This window comes from Halioxenophilus sp. WMMB6, assembly GCF_033283405.1.
Classification (GTDB): domain Bacteria; phylum Pseudomonadota; class Gammaproteobacteria; order Pseudomonadales; family Cellvibrionaceae; genus Halioxenophilus.
The window spans coordinates 152,550-166,141 of record NZ_JAWMQR010000010.1 but is presented as its reverse complement, the minus strand read 5'-3'; the positions used below and the strand labels follow the sequence as shown (position 1 = coordinate 166,141).

The window sequence follows — 13,592 nt, the reverse complement described above, 5'->3', positions numbered from 1 at the left end:
GCGTGAACAACAACTTTGACGATATTCCCGATGTCCGCGACGGTTTAACCAAAAAGGAGCGGGCCATTTTGGTCTGCCTGCAGCAAACCCAAAAAGAGCTGAACAATCGCAATGTGCCGACCATCATGCTCTACGGCCGGGTATGCGAAATGGTGGATATCAGCAAGGAGGAGTTTCAGACCATTCTCAATCGTTTTGTTGGTATGACCAAGCTGCGCGATTAGCCCGCTTGGCTAACCGGAAACGCCACCCGCGCCTGGTAGTGTTCCCGCTCAGCCGACAAGCTCAACGGCCAGTGCAGGCGTTGGCAGAGCTGTTGCGTCAGTTGTAACCCCAAACCAAAACCCTGTTCACCGATGTCGCTCTCGGCGTAGATGGGGTTGCTGATGGCCACCACCGGCCCCTGTTGCAAAATAGTGATCTCCCCCTCCCAGCAGTGCTGAAAGGCGTTGCGCACCAAATTACCCAAGACAATCCGCGCCGCTACCGCGGGTAATCGGTATTGGCCGGGCTCGGTGGTCAGCACCACCGTCACCGGTTTGGTCTGCAGCAGGTAGTTCATCTCACTCACCAGCTGTTGCAGCAGCTGCGCCAGATCCACCGGCGTCTCCGGCAGCCGCTCGACGTTATCGCGCGATAACCACAACAGGGTTTCGGTCAGGTATTTCATATTCAAACTGGCACGGTCGAGCCGGTCGATCACCTGCGGGTACTGGGCTTGGGCGAGTTCCGGGTTTTGCTCCAGTTTGCGCATCAATTCGACGCTGTTGCGAATGGTGGTGATGGGGGTACGCAACTCATGGCTGGTGTGGCGTAAAAAGCTGTGTTCGCGCTCCAGGCTCTGCTGCACCGAGGAGAGGCTGTCACGGATCAACAGTGCCAACTCGTTTAACTCCGGGAAGCCAAAACTGGGCACCGGTTGACGCAGGGTTTGGGGGTTCAGCTGGCGGGTCCAGTTACCCAGGCGCATGACCGGCCGGGAGACCCACAGCAGAATCAGCCAGACCACCAGGCTCAGCAGGGTGGCACTGGCGATACCGATAACCGCCAACTTGATGAGACTGGCGTTGGTGTTGCGGGCGACAAGATCCGAGACCTTGTCGGGATCCACCGCGTAGGTGGCGTAGATCCAGTTGTTCTCTATCTGGTAGGGAAAGACGAAGGTGAGGGAGGGGCGCTGCTGATCATCCAGCTGCTCACCAAACACCGTTAGCAGCTGTTCATGGCGCTTGGGCGGCTGCCCCAACTGCTGGCGCAGCGCTTCCGGCAGCAGCTCCCAGCCCGGCGTGATCTGCAGGCCATACACGGTAGCCACCTGGGTGCGCTCGGCCGGCGGCACCCGCGCCAGGTAGACCTTGACGGTGCTCTCCATATTGAGCGAAACGATGTTGTCCATACCCCGGCGAAAGTAGTCCGCCGACAGCATCGAGTAGCCGACCACCAACACCAGCACCACCGTCGCAAAGGTGAGCAGTACCGCCCAGCGCAGGCTCAGTTTCAGTTGCATCAGTGGCCGCCTCCGCGCAGCGCAAAGCCCTGACCGGCCACCGTCTCGACCACCGCGTCAGCGCCTGCCAAGGCTTTACGCAGATGGTGCAGATGAACCTTAAGGGCGTTGCTGTCGGGCAGGTCATCGCCCCACAGACTCTGCTCCAATTGCGCTTTCGCGACCACCGCCGGTGCCGCCCGCATCAGCTCTTCCAGCAGCTGCCAGGCCAGGGGCGATAACTTTATCGGCCGGCCTGCCCGGGTCACCTGTTTGCTGTCGAGGTTCATCTCCAGGTCGGCCCAGCGCAGCACACGGGTTTGGCCACTGCGGCGCTTGGCCAGGGCCTTAATGCGCACCACCAGCTCCTGCAGCTCAAACGGCTTGACCAGGTAGTCGTCGGTACCCGAGTCAAACCCCGCCAGCTTGTCCTGCAGCTGATCGCGGGCGGTTAACATCAGGATTGAGGTATCGTTGCCGTCGCGGCGCAGCTGCTGGCAGACACTTAAGCCATCCAGCTTGGGCAGGTTGAGATCGAGCAGCAGCACATCGTATTGCTGGCGGCGCATCAACTCCAGGCCGGCCACGCCATTGCTGGCGTGGTCGCACTCAACCCCCTCCAGGCTCAGGTACTGAACCACGGTGGCGGCCAGATCGAGGTCATCTTCTACCAGAAGTACGGTCAGCATATTTCGGTCACAGGTGTCGCCGGGTTCGGTTTAAGTTTCTGCAGCAACGCTATCACATCGTGCTGCACCGCCAACAGGGTTGGTATCAGCACCAGGGTGATGAGCGTGGCAAACAGAATACCGTAGCCGAGGGAGATGGCCGCCGGTATTAAAAACTGCGCCTGCAGCGAGGTTTCACCCAGCAGCGGCATCAGCCCGGCAAAGGTGGTCACCGAGGTGAGCAGCACCGCCCGCAGGCGACTGCTGCAGGTTTCGGTGATGGCACTGAACAGGTCGTCGCTGTCGCGGTGGTTTTCGTTAAAGGTGGAGACCAGCAGCAGGCTATCGTTAACCACCACACCACTGAGCGCGATGATGCCATTCAGCGACAGAATGCCCAAGGGTATACCGTACAGCCAGTGGCCGATGATGGCACCGACCACGCCGAAGGGGATGGCGGTCATGATCAACAGCGGCTGCACGTAGGAGCGCAAGGGAATGGCAATCAGCATGTAGATCGCCAACAGCGCCAGCAAAAACATCTGCACCATGGAGGCTTGGGTCTCGGCCTGCTCTTCGGCCTCGCCGGCAAAGTGAATGTCCAGGCCGGGAAACTCCCGCTCCAGGCGCGGCGCCACCTCGGCCGACAGGCGCTGCACCAGTTCGGTGGCCGACAAGGTCTCTTTATCGACATCGGCACTGACGTAGACCGCGCGCTTGCCGTCGATACGGTTGATGCTATCGCGGGTGTAGCCGTAGCTGACATCGGCCACCGCCGACAGCGGCAGCACCGTGCCATCGTCGGTGCGCACCTTGGCACTCAGCACATCGGCGGCATTTTTGCGGTCTGCTTCCGGGTAGCGCACCTTCACCTCAATCTCATCGCTGTTGCGCTGATAGCGTTGCACCACCTTGCCACTGAAGGCCTGCAGCACCTGCGTGGCCAGCTCCTCGGTGGTTAGGCCAAGTGCCTTGCCCTGGGCATTGAGCACCAGGTTGAGCTGCGGCTGGCCTGGGTCGAGGTTGTCTTCAATGCCACTGACCCCGCCGATATTGGCCAACTCACGGCGGAAGGCCGCACCCGCCTGGGCCAGGGTGGTGTCGCTGTCGGAGCGCAGCTCAATGCGCACGGCATCGACAAAGCGGGGCGCATTCTGTACCGCCAGGCTGCGCACCCCCTCCGGCATGCCCACCAACTGCCGCCACTGGCGGGTGAAGGTCTCGATATCGTAGGGCGCCTGGTCACTCAGCTCGACGGTAACGGTGCCCGACTGATCATCCTCTGATAACAGCTGCAGGTGTGCGATGTTGTCACTCGCCGCCTTGCCGGTGAGGGCCTTGTCGCTCTCGTAGGCGGCATTTTCAATCTGCAGCAGGGCCTGATGGGTGAGCCCGAAGCTGGCGTCTTTGACCATCTCCAGCTCGGCACGCACGGTATCGCCGGGGATATCGGGGAAGAAGCTCAAGCGCACGGCGCCGGTGAAGGGCATGGTCATAACCAGCACAAACAGCGTAAAAAAGAGGGTTAGTACGGTGTAGCGATGGTGCAGGGCCAGGCCAATCAGCGGCCGATAGCAGCGTTGGTTAAACCACTGCAGGACGCCATCGGCCGCTTTCTGACACACCTGCCAGAGCGCTGCCAATGGGTTTTTGGCCGGCCGCTCGCGGGTATCGAGATGGGCCAGGTGGGAGGGCAGAATCAGCTTCGATTCCACAATCGAGAGCACCAGACAGGCGGCCACCACCTGGGCGAACTGGGAGTAGAGGTTGCCCAGATGACCCTGGATATTGGCCAGCGCAAAAAAGGCCGCCACGGTGGTAAAGACACCGAACAGGGTCGGCACTGCCACCTTCTGGGTGCCCAAAACGGTGTTGGCCAGGGTATCACCGTGGGCCCGGCGGGTGGTGTAGACGGACTCGCCCACCACCACCGCGTCGTCCACCACTATCCCCAGCGCCATGATAAAACCGAAGGTGGTAAAGGAGTTGAGGGTTAGCCCCAACCCACTGTCGCCCATCAGATAGAGCGTGCCAAAAAAGATAAACGGCAGCCCGGCCGCCACCCACAGGGCCACCCGCACATTGAGAAACAGCGCCAGCAGGATAAACACCAGGACAATACCGCCGATGGCGTTGCGCACCATCAGGTCCAGGCGATCATTGATATTGGTACTCGAGTCGAACCAGCTGGTGAGCGAAACCGCCGCCGGCAGCTTGCCCTCACCTAGCCACTCCGCCACCACTTCACGGGCAGCGTTGGCGGTGTCGGTGATATCGCCATCACCGGCGGTAACCACCTCCACCGCCAGGCTGTCGTGGCCATTAAAGCGCGACAGCACCGAGGTGCTGTCGTCAAAGCCGTCGCGGATGGTGGCCACGTCGCCCAGGCGGATGGTCTGGCCATCGCTGGTGGTGAGCAGGGCGATACCGGCGAAGTCCGCCGCCACATAGGCCTGCTTGGAGGCCTGCAGTTGCAGATAGGTGGTCTCATTGCGCAGCACCGCCGTCAGCGGTGTGCTGGAGCCCTGGTTAATGGCATTTTCGACATCGGTCAGGCTCAGACCATAGGCCTGCAGGCGACCCTCGTCGATCTCCACCTCCAGCATTGGGTCCAACCAGCCGGAGATACTCACCCGGCTGATGGCGCCCTTGGCCAGCAGATCCTCCTTCAGAGACTCGGCCAGCTGTTGCAGTGTGTGGCGGTCGACATCGCCGTAGAGCTGTAACCAGAGGGCGTGTTCTTCGCGCTCTGACTTCTGTACCACCGGGTTTTTGGCGTCGGTGGGGAAGCTGGAGATGGCATCGACCTTGGTTTTCACATCCTGCAGCAGCTGCTCCAGGTCATAGCCCGACTGCTTTTTAATGCGCACCGAGGCACCGCTGCCATTGGCCGAGCTGGTGATCGATTTAATCCCGGCGACATCCTCCAGCTGATCTTCGATCTTCATCGCCAAGCTCTCTTCCGACTGTCTAGCGGAACCGGACTGGTAGTTGACCGAGACGGTGACGGTGTCGGGCTCCAAGCTCGGAAACCCCTCCCGGCGCAGGCTGTTAACGGTAAACAACCCCATCAGAATGACGATGATCATGAGCAGATTGGCGGCCACCGGATTGCTGGCAAACCAGGCGATAATCCCTTTTTGGTTATTGGGCTCAACCACGACTAGGCTCCTCCACCGCTGCACCGGCCAGCTGTTGGGCTGGGCGCTCTTTGGCCACTACCGCCAAACCGGGCAGGTAGCCGTTTAAGGGGTGAATCAACACCTGGCGGCTGCCCGCCAGCAATGCTACCGGCGGCGCCACATAGATAAACTCACCATCGCCAAACAGCGGCTTGGCGGTGAAGCTGGCCAGGGTGCTGTCGTCCGCCACGTACCAGATCTCACCCCGTTGGCTCTGGGCTGAACTCGGCAGGCGCCAGAGTCCGGCCAGCGCCCGACCCGGGATGGCCACCGACACAAACGCCCCCGGTAGCAGTGGTTGGGCCGCCGCCAGCGGTTGATCAACGGCAACAATCAGGGCGCGCTGGCGGGTTTCGCCATTGAGGTGCTGCTCGGCTCGAATAACATAGCCCTGCCACTGGCCATCGCCATCGACACTGGCGACGGTGACCGGCTGCCGGTCGGTGATCATCTGCTCGGCGCTGGGCAACTGCTGCCACTCCAACGCGGAGAGGCTGAGTTTGATCTCCACCCGGTCGCTGCTGTAGAGGGTGCCCAACTGGCCGCCGGCCTGCACGTAGCCGCCGGGGGCGATATCTCTGGCCACCACCAAACCATCAAACGGCGCGAGCACCTGGGTGTAGCTGAGGTTGCGCTCGGCGTTGGCCACCTCGGCGGCGGCACTGGCGACCGCGCTGCGCGCCGCCTCGACATAGGGTTGGCGCAGCACCAGCGGTGAGTCCGGCTCGCCACCCAGGCCCGAGCTCTGCCACTCAGTGCGCGCCTGTTGCGCCTGGCGCTGCTCCTCGATCAGGGTCAGCTGCGCCTGGCTCAGCGCCTGCTTGGCCGCCGCCAGCTGGGCACGGTATTCGGTGTCATCGAGGGCGGCCAACTGCTCGCCCTGGCGGACCACGGCACCCGCCTCGAAGTTATCGGCCAGCTGCTCAATGTAACCGCTCACCTTGGCGGTCACGGCCAGGCTGTAGTGGGGGTCGGCGGCGCCAAAGCCACTCACCTGGGCCTGATACTCATCGGCGCTCACCGTCACCACACTCACCTCGGCCGCCACACTGGCATTCGCCTGGGGCGCAGGCGGCATGGGCGGGCCACTCAGGTTGGCCATCACCAGGCTGGTGACGCCGGTCAGACAAACCAACGCAATCGCCAGGCTGAGGCGGCGGGGGTGGTGTCGCAAACGGGTTAGACTCATCGCTCTACTCCTAAACCCAACGCCAAGCCCAGAGTGATGCGATTACTCAGCCGTTGGTAGATTAAATTGTTCAGTTCGCTCTCCAGGTCGTAGCTGGTCTGCTGCACCAAGAGCAGGTCCAGCACCGAGACCAACCCGGAGCGATAGCTGTTTTGATACTGTTTGAGGGTGTTGTGGGCGCTGGCCAGGGCGCTTTCGGTATAGCTCTGCTGGCGGCCCAGGCTCTGCTCCAAATCCAGGGCGTTGCCCACCTCCGTCACCGCGGTAAGCAGGGTGTCGCGATAGCTCTGGTAGCTCTCGGCCGCCTGTAACTCGGCAATTTTGGCACTGGCGCGCAGCTGGCCGCCGTTAAACAGCGGCGCCGTTAAGTTGGCCAGCAGTGACCAGACCGGATCGGTGAGCAGGGCATCGCGGGGGTTGCTGGCCACATCACTCAGCGCCGCCTGCAGGTTGAGACTGGGCAGCAGATCGTTGTAGGCGGCTCGGCTGGTGAAATCGGCGGCCTCAATGGCGGCGTAAGCCGCCAGTAGATCCGGCCGCAGGCGCAAGCGCTGCTCGGGCAGGTCGGCCAGGGGCAGCAACACCTCGGGGTACTCGGCCGCGGGCACCGGCACCGGCTCACTCTGCCCCAACAGCCGCTGTAAGCTGCGCCGGGCTTCGGCCAGCGCCTGGTGGTTGGCCTCCTGACTGGCGCGGGCGCTGGCCAAAGAGGTACGCGCGCTGTCCAGGTCATCCAGGCTGCCCAGGCCGTTGCGGTAGCGTTGCACAATAAAGGCTTCGTTACTGGCCAAGGTGGCAATGCGCTGCTCGCCAATGGCGATGGTCTGCTGCAGGTTGATCAGCAACAGCCAGCTCTGCATCACCTGGGCAGCCAGTGAATCTTCTGCCGCCTGGTACAACCAGGCCTGCTGCTCGACGCTCTTCGCCGCCGCCTGGCTGCGATCACTGAGCGTGCGCCAGAGATCAATCTGCCAGCTGATATTGAACGCCGCAGCGTAGCTGGCTTCACCGCCTTCGGCTTTGCTGGCATCGACCGTCAGCGCGGCACTGGGCAGGCGGCCGCCGTTGGCCTGACGCCACTGCGCCTGGCTGATCTGCAGCGCCAGTTGCATCTGCTGGAGGGAGGGGTTGGCCACGTAGGCCTGTTGCAGCAGGCTATCCAGCTCGGCCGAAGGCAGCAGCTGGTTGAGCAGGGTGTTGGCCGCCACGGGTTCTTTATCGCCTGCAGCCTGGCCGCTCACCGCCAGCTGCGCCTGGTCGGCTTGCGCCGTGTAGTCGGTATCCGGCCCCAGCACCGCACAACCGGCCAGGCTCAGGCTCAGGCTCAAAATACCGAGTAGAAATTTGTTCATGGCTCGCTCTGGTAAGGTTAATAACACTAGATTAACCAAAGCGAGGTTAATAACCGGTTAAGGGTCAGCCACTGTCCGCAGCGTCCGCTTATCCTTAACTTGCGTGTCCGCCAACTGGCTTGGGAGAAAGGGGGGGGGATGATCAATGAGGTGGACCGCTGCGCGCGGCCGGGGACTTGCAGGTGGTACTCAGTTTTAAACGGTAACCGGCGCGGCTGCGCTTAACTTACAGATTGGCGGATTGGTCGGTCTGCAGCAGCGTGCCCACCTCGGCCAGCGACAGCGCCGGGTAGTAGTAGTGGCCCTGGGCCAGACTGCAGCCCAGCTGGCGCACAAAATTCAACTGTTCGCGGTTCTCGATTCCCTCGGCCAGCACCTCAAGCTCCATGCCCTGGGCCATGGCCAAAATGGCCGCCACCACCGCCTGGTTGCTTTTGATGTCCAGGCGCATGAACCGGCGATCAATTTTCAGGCGGTCGATCGGAAACTGGGTAACGCTGCCGAGGCCGACGTTGCCGGTGCCGAAGTCATCGATGGCAATGGTCACCCCCATCTCGCGCAGTTGCGTTAAACGCTTTTTGACACTGGCCGACTCGGCCACCAGCAGCGCCTCGGTAATCTCCAACTGCAGGCTCGAGGCCGGCAGGTTACTGGCTGCCAAGGCGTTCTCAACACTGGCGACAAATTGGTTATCTTCGAACTGGCGGGGCGAGACATTCACCGACACATAGAGCTTATGCTGATAGCGGTCGTTAAGCCGTTTGATATCGGCGCAGGCGCGCTCGAGTACCCACTCGCCGAGCTTGATGACAAAGCCGGTGGTCTCCGCCAGCGGGATAAACTGCGCCGGCGCCACCACCCCGCGGGCCGGGTCGACCCAGCGAATCAACGCTTCAAAGCCGACCACATTGCCGCTGGCCAGGTCGACCTGCGGTTGATAGTGAAGATCGAGATGGCCATTGTGCAGCGCCGCCTGCAGCGCCTGTTCAATAGCCTGCTCCTCCTGATTGGCCTGGACCATGTCCAAACTGAAAATCTGGTAACCGTTGCGGCCGGTCTGCTTGGCGTAGTACATGGCGATGTCGGCATGCTTGAGCAGGGTCTCGCTGCTGGTACCGTCGTCGGGCGCCATACTGACGCCGATACTGGGCGTCACCACCAGTTGATGGCGCCCGAGCTGGATGGGTTGTACCAACATATCCAGAATTTTGCGGCACACCTGCTCGGCGTCGTCGGCACTGTTGATGTCGGGCAGCAGCACCACAAACTCATCACCGCCCATGCGGCAGACGGTATCTGAGCGGCGCACCGCCTGCTGCAGTCGCTCGGCCACCGCCACCAGCAGCTGATCGCCAGCCAGGTGGCCTAAGGTGTCGTTAATGCGCTTGAAGTAGTCCAGGTCCATCATCAACACCCCCATGCGCTTGCCAGTGCGCGCCAGCCGGTGCAGGGAGTATTCCAGACGATCGCGCATCAGGTTGCGATTGGGCAGGCCGGTGAGACCGTCGTGGTGGGCGATAAATTCGATGTATTCGTGGGCCTTTTTCTGCTCGGTAATGTCGTAGGAGACCAGCAGATAGCCGGTGACGGTGCCGTCTTCGCTGCGCAGTTGAGTGGCGGTTAAATTAACCGGAAAAGAGGAGCCATCCTTGCGCTGATAGATCCATTCACTGCCCTCGACGATACCCAGGCTGGCCTTCTCGACCACGGCCTCGAACTCCGAGGGCTCCTCTGCTCCCCATTCGCTCGACAGGGCCGCCGCGCGCACCTGCAGCTCGGTCGGCTCGTGAAAAATGGTCGCCTTTTGCCGGCCAACCAACTCATCCCTTCGATAACCCAACATGGTCTCCAATGCCGGGCTCACGGCGATGATCTCACCTTGGGTGTCGGTCGCCACCAGCGCGAAGGGGGAGTGTTCGACGATGGACTGGGTCAGCTGATTGGCGCGGCGCATGGCCTGTTCGGCCAGCTTGCGGTGGCTGATGTCGACAATGGTGGCCAGGATGCGGTCCTGATCGTTGGTGCGCAGGCTCTGCAGCGCCATCTCCACCGGGATGGTGGCGCCTTCACTGGTGACCACCACCAGGTCGGCGGAGCCCTGCCACTCGCCATTCTCCTGCACGGTAAAGCCGATTCCCAACTCACCGGCCGCCTCGCGCTGCCCCAGGGCCGGCACAAAGGTGCGGATATCGCGGTTAACCAGCTCCTCCGGTGTCGCCTGTAGCAGCTGACCTGCCTTTTGGTTAGTCATCACCACCGAGCCATACTTAGAGAGCACCATCATCGCCACCGGGGCGTGTTCAATAATGGCGTGGATAGCGTTGAGCTGGGCGCGCTCGTGGGTGATATCGGAAAAGGTGTAGACGTTGATCTCGTTTTCGAGCGTGGTGGCCAACATCGCCAGGGTGGTATCACCCACCATCAGCTCAATGCGGATACGGGAGTCTTCCAAGGCATGCAGCAGCAGGCGCACCGCCTTGGTCTGTTCAACCAGGCCATTGACCTGGGCTCGTTGGGCGATGAGGTTAACCAGCCACTCGCCGCTGTAACCGATCACCTCTTCATTGGTTGGCACACCAAACAGCTCTTTGAACTGGCGGTTGCAGTAGCGGATGCTATGCTCACCGTCGAGTACCACCACCCCCTGTTTGAGGGTATCGAGAGTGGTACGCGCCAGATTCTGCACCAGCGCCAGGCGCTGCTTCAGTGCGGCCGATTCCGCGGCCAAGCGGTGCTTCTCTATCGCCCGGGCGAGCACCTGCTCAATGATGGCGAGGTAGTTACCCTCCATATCCTTGGCGATAAAATCGGCGGCCCCCGCCTTCAGGGCGGCAAAGGCCAGGCTGATATCATTGGCCGCGGTCATGATCACCACCGGTACGCCAATCGCACGCTGATTGATGGTCTCAATCAGCTGCACACCGTTCATGGCGGGCATGTAGTGGTCTGTGAGAATGACGTCGAAGCTGTTGTGCGCCAACAGCTCGAGCGCGGCAGCGCCATCTTCGGCGTGCACAACGCTGTAACCCTCATCTTCCAACAGGCCTTGAATGAGTGTGGCCTGAACCACATCGTCTTCAACGTAGAGAACCGATTTGCCCACTGCCAGGGGTGCCTCGCCAGTTATTTTTTAGTGGCAATCCATCGCAATAGCAGTCCCGATTCTAGTGTTTGCCAGAATCTGAGACACTGATCTCATTTTAGTATAGTTGTTTTCCCGAAAACGCAATGAAACTGGCGCCAGAAGCTTAGCTGTTCTACGGCTTAGTGGTTTGCAGGGTAGTGCCATCATTGGCCGAGTGCGCAGTATCGGCTTCAGGCCAGCGGCAGCTGCTCGGTAAGTACGGCTTCGACATCCAGGTGGAAGGGCAATTCGGTGTTGAGGTGGTGCCAGGCGCCCGGAACAAACTGGTGGTCGACGTAGTTGCGGGAGTTAAGCCAGCCAAACGGGTCCATGTCACCAATAAATTGGTGTACCCGCCGGAAGCGCTTGGGGATATCCACCACCGCGCCAAAGGTGACAACCTGCAACCGCGCAAACAGCGCCCGCCGGCCAGGCCGGCAACCGGCGACAAACCTCTCCAGGGCATAGTCGAGAATCAGGTCGCCCTTGCTGTGGCCAACCAACAGCTTCAGATTGGCAAAATCGGCGTTGAGGATCTCGATCAAGGCAGACACATCCCGGGCGTAGCCGGCCTGTTCGTTTAAGGCCGGCCGAGGCGACCGGGCAAAAGCGCGCCGGCAGCCGAGGGCAAAGGTGTTGCAAAAATGGCGGGCCAGCTGCCGGTAGTGGTCGGTATAGCCGTAGAAGAAGAAGCCGCCCAGGGCCTCCGACAGCAGGTCGAGATAGCCGTGGCCAGAGACGATGCCGGCGACATCGATTTGATAGGCATTGGCGACATTGCGCGCCAGCGCCGCGGTACCCAGCACCGAGCTGCCGACGCCGGCCACCACCAGGGCGGAGACGGCTTTACTATCTTTCGCCAGAAACTCCGCCGCACTCTGGCGGTGTTGAATTGCCCGGCCGCTAGCGCCCGGCGGCACAATCACCAGCGACCCCTCTGCCTCCGGCTGCTGCAGCAGGCCGGCCTGCTCGTCGTCGCTCAGCTTGCCAACGTCGTAGAAGAGGTGGTCCAAACCGGTGTACCACTGCAACCAGGGTTTGGCGATGGGTTGCATAGCGAGAATATCGGCGCTGGTCATGGCTCACTCCCGGTTGCGGCGGCCACTGGCGGCCCGGTGCCTGGTGATCACTACTTTAGTGCTGGCCCCGCGGTTACTGTCCCGGGCAGCAGAGGGGCGCTACAATCGCCTGGTATTTTCCGCACAGCCTGCACACTGTCTGTAATTGTAGTCAGCAAGATCGACGGTAGCGGTTGCCGTAACTCAGTTTTGCTGTAATCCCGTTTTGCAGTTACCCCTTTTTGCAGCAAACCAGGCCTCGTCGATCATCCTCAGTATCAAAATAAACGATAAGAATAGGAGGTGTTATGGCGTATTCACTCGGCTCGCGCTCCCGCCAGGAGCTGGTAGGCGTCCATCCCGACCTGATCCGGGTTGTGGAGAAGGCCATCGAGATAACCACCCAGGATTTCAGCGTGCACGATGGCATTCGCAGCCAGGCGGAGCAGCAGGAGCTGGTCAATCGGGGAGTGAGCAAAACCTTAAACTCACGCCACATTACCGGCCACGCCGTGGACCTGGTGCCCTATATCAACGGTAAATTGCGCTGGGAGTGGCCGCCCATCTATAAAATTGCCGAAGCGATGCACGCCGCGGCGCAGCTGTGCGACGTGCCCTTGCGTTGGGGTGGTGCCTGGGATATCGACTTCACCAGCGCCGGCGACCACCCCGAGGCTATGGTACAGGCCTACAGCGAGCGGCGCCGGGCGGCGGGTAAAAGCGCCTTTCTCGACGGCCCCCACTTTGAGCTGCCTAGCGCCCGCTACCCGGCCTGACATTTAACGGCCGGCACCATCAGGGCGCAGGCCAGGCCTGCTCCGCCATCCGGTTGAGGGCATCGCCCCAGCTGCGCAGGAGCCGTTTCGCCTCCTGCTTCTGAATGGCGGCGTTGGTCCAGGTAAGGTAACCCTGGCCGTGGCCTTTGTGTTTATCCACCACCCGGCCCAGTATCTCGCCGGTAATAGCGTCGCGCGCCTCCAACACCAACGTCATGCTCCCCTCGGAGGTGACGTAGGTGCGGGTATTGCCCAGACGGTCGACATCCGGTGCCTGGATATCCAGGTCGATAATCGAGGGCGTCAGCTGCAATACCGCCTCGCCCGGTTCGCTCACCAGCTGAAAATGGCTGTTGCCGGTCAGCTTTTCGGTAAAGATCTCGTTGCACAGCCCCGCCAGGGTCGACTTTATTTTGGCGACATCCTCATCGGTAACCCGCCGGTTCAGTTCGTGGCTGCGCTGGTTCTGGTCGCGTAGCCAGTTGCTCTTCAGGCTTACCTGGCAGGTTTCAATCTGCACCTGCTGGTAACTGCTCAGATCAAGCCCCGGTTTACGGTAGACGGCATCGAAGGCGTCCTGCTCAACCCGCTGCAGGCCATCGTGGCTGACCGCCACCGGTTCGGTGCCAAGCGCCGTGCAACCGGCCAGTAACAGCAGCAGTGCGCCGGCCAGGAGGAGGGGGGTTAGCAGGGGGCGAGAGGTGATTTTCATGCTAGGAGTACCTGAATCCGGGGAAAAATAACGCTTTAGAGCGGC

Annotated in this window: 10 protein-coding genes; 2 read left to right on the top strand and 8 right to left on the bottom strand. The window is 61.4% G+C overall.

Annotated features, from left to right (window positions below; translation table 11 throughout):
- Positions 1–2 precede the first annotated feature (2 nt).
- Complete coding sequence (locus tag SBL51_RS20065; RefSeq protein ID WP_317932929.1) at positions 3–224, top strand: hypothetical protein; 222 nt, start codon at positions 3–5, stop codon at positions 222–224.
- Here the strand turns inward: SBL51_RS20065 and SBL51_RS20060 are convergent.
- The 7 genes from SBL51_RS20060 to SBL51_RS20030 form a co-directional block, all read right to left on the bottom strand.
- Positions 221–1,507, bottom strand: a complete 1,287-nt coding sequence (locus SBL51_RS20060) for a HAMP domain-containing sensor histidine kinase (protein WP_317932928.1) — start codon at positions 1,505–1,507, stop codon at positions 221–223. The genes SBL51_RS20065 and SBL51_RS20060 overlap by 4 nt on opposite strands.
- Complete coding sequence (locus SBL51_RS20055; RefSeq protein ID WP_317932927.1) at positions 1,507–2,175, bottom strand: response regulator transcription factor; 669 nt, start codon at positions 2,173–2,175, stop codon at positions 1,507–1,509. The genes SBL51_RS20060 and SBL51_RS20055 overlap by 1 nt, the downstream gene beginning before the upstream one ends.
- Positions 2,169–5,315 (bottom strand): efflux RND transporter permease subunit, encoded by a 3,147-nt coding sequence (locus SBL51_RS20050; protein ID WP_317932925.1) that lies wholly within the window; start codon positions 5,313–5,315, stop codon positions 2,169–2,171. Before SBL51_RS20050 ends, SBL51_RS20055 begins: the two co-directional genes overlap by 7 nt.
- Positions 5,308–6,525 carry an efflux RND transporter periplasmic adaptor subunit gene (locus tag SBL51_RS20045; RefSeq protein ID WP_317932924.1) on the bottom strand — a complete coding sequence of 406 codons (1,218 nt, stop codon included), beginning with the start codon at positions 6,523–6,525 and terminating at the stop codon, positions 5,308–5,310. The genes SBL51_RS20050 and SBL51_RS20045 overlap by 8 nt, the downstream gene beginning before the upstream one ends.
- A complete protein-coding gene (locus SBL51_RS20040) occupies positions 6,522–7,877 on the bottom strand; it encodes a TolC family protein (protein WP_317932923.1) in 1,356 nt (451 codons plus the stop codon). The genes SBL51_RS20045 and SBL51_RS20040 overlap by 4 nt, the downstream gene beginning before the upstream one ends.
- Before the next feature lie 226 nt (positions 7,878–8,103).
- Positions 8,104–10,980 (bottom strand): EAL domain-containing protein, encoded by a 2,877-nt coding sequence (locus SBL51_RS20035; protein WP_317932922.1) that lies wholly within the window; start codon positions 10,978–10,980, stop codon positions 8,104–8,106.
- A 212-nt stretch (positions 10,981–11,192) separates the two neighbouring features.
- Positions 11,193–12,080, bottom strand: a complete 888-nt coding sequence (locus SBL51_RS20030; protein ID WP_317932921.1) for a hypothetical protein — start codon at positions 12,078–12,080, stop codon at positions 11,193–11,195.
- A 287-nt stretch (positions 12,081–12,367) separates the two neighbouring features.
- Between SBL51_RS20030 and SBL51_RS20025 the strand changes: the two genes are divergently transcribed.
- On the top strand, positions 12,368–12,835 hold the full coding sequence (locus SBL51_RS20025) for a M15 family metallopeptidase (protein ID WP_317932920.1): 468 nt from the start codon (positions 12,368–12,370) through the stop codon (positions 12,833–12,835).
- A gap of 19 nt (positions 12,836–12,854) precedes the next feature.
- Here the strand turns inward: SBL51_RS20025 and SBL51_RS20020 are convergent, their stop codons facing one another.
- The gene (locus SBL51_RS20020) at positions 12,855–13,547 is read right to left on the bottom strand and encodes a DUF3313 family protein (RefSeq protein WP_317932919.1); all 693 of its coding nucleotides are present in this window, start codon (positions 13,545–13,547) and stop codon (positions 12,855–12,857) included.
- Positions 13,548–13,592: the final 45 nt, after the last annotated feature.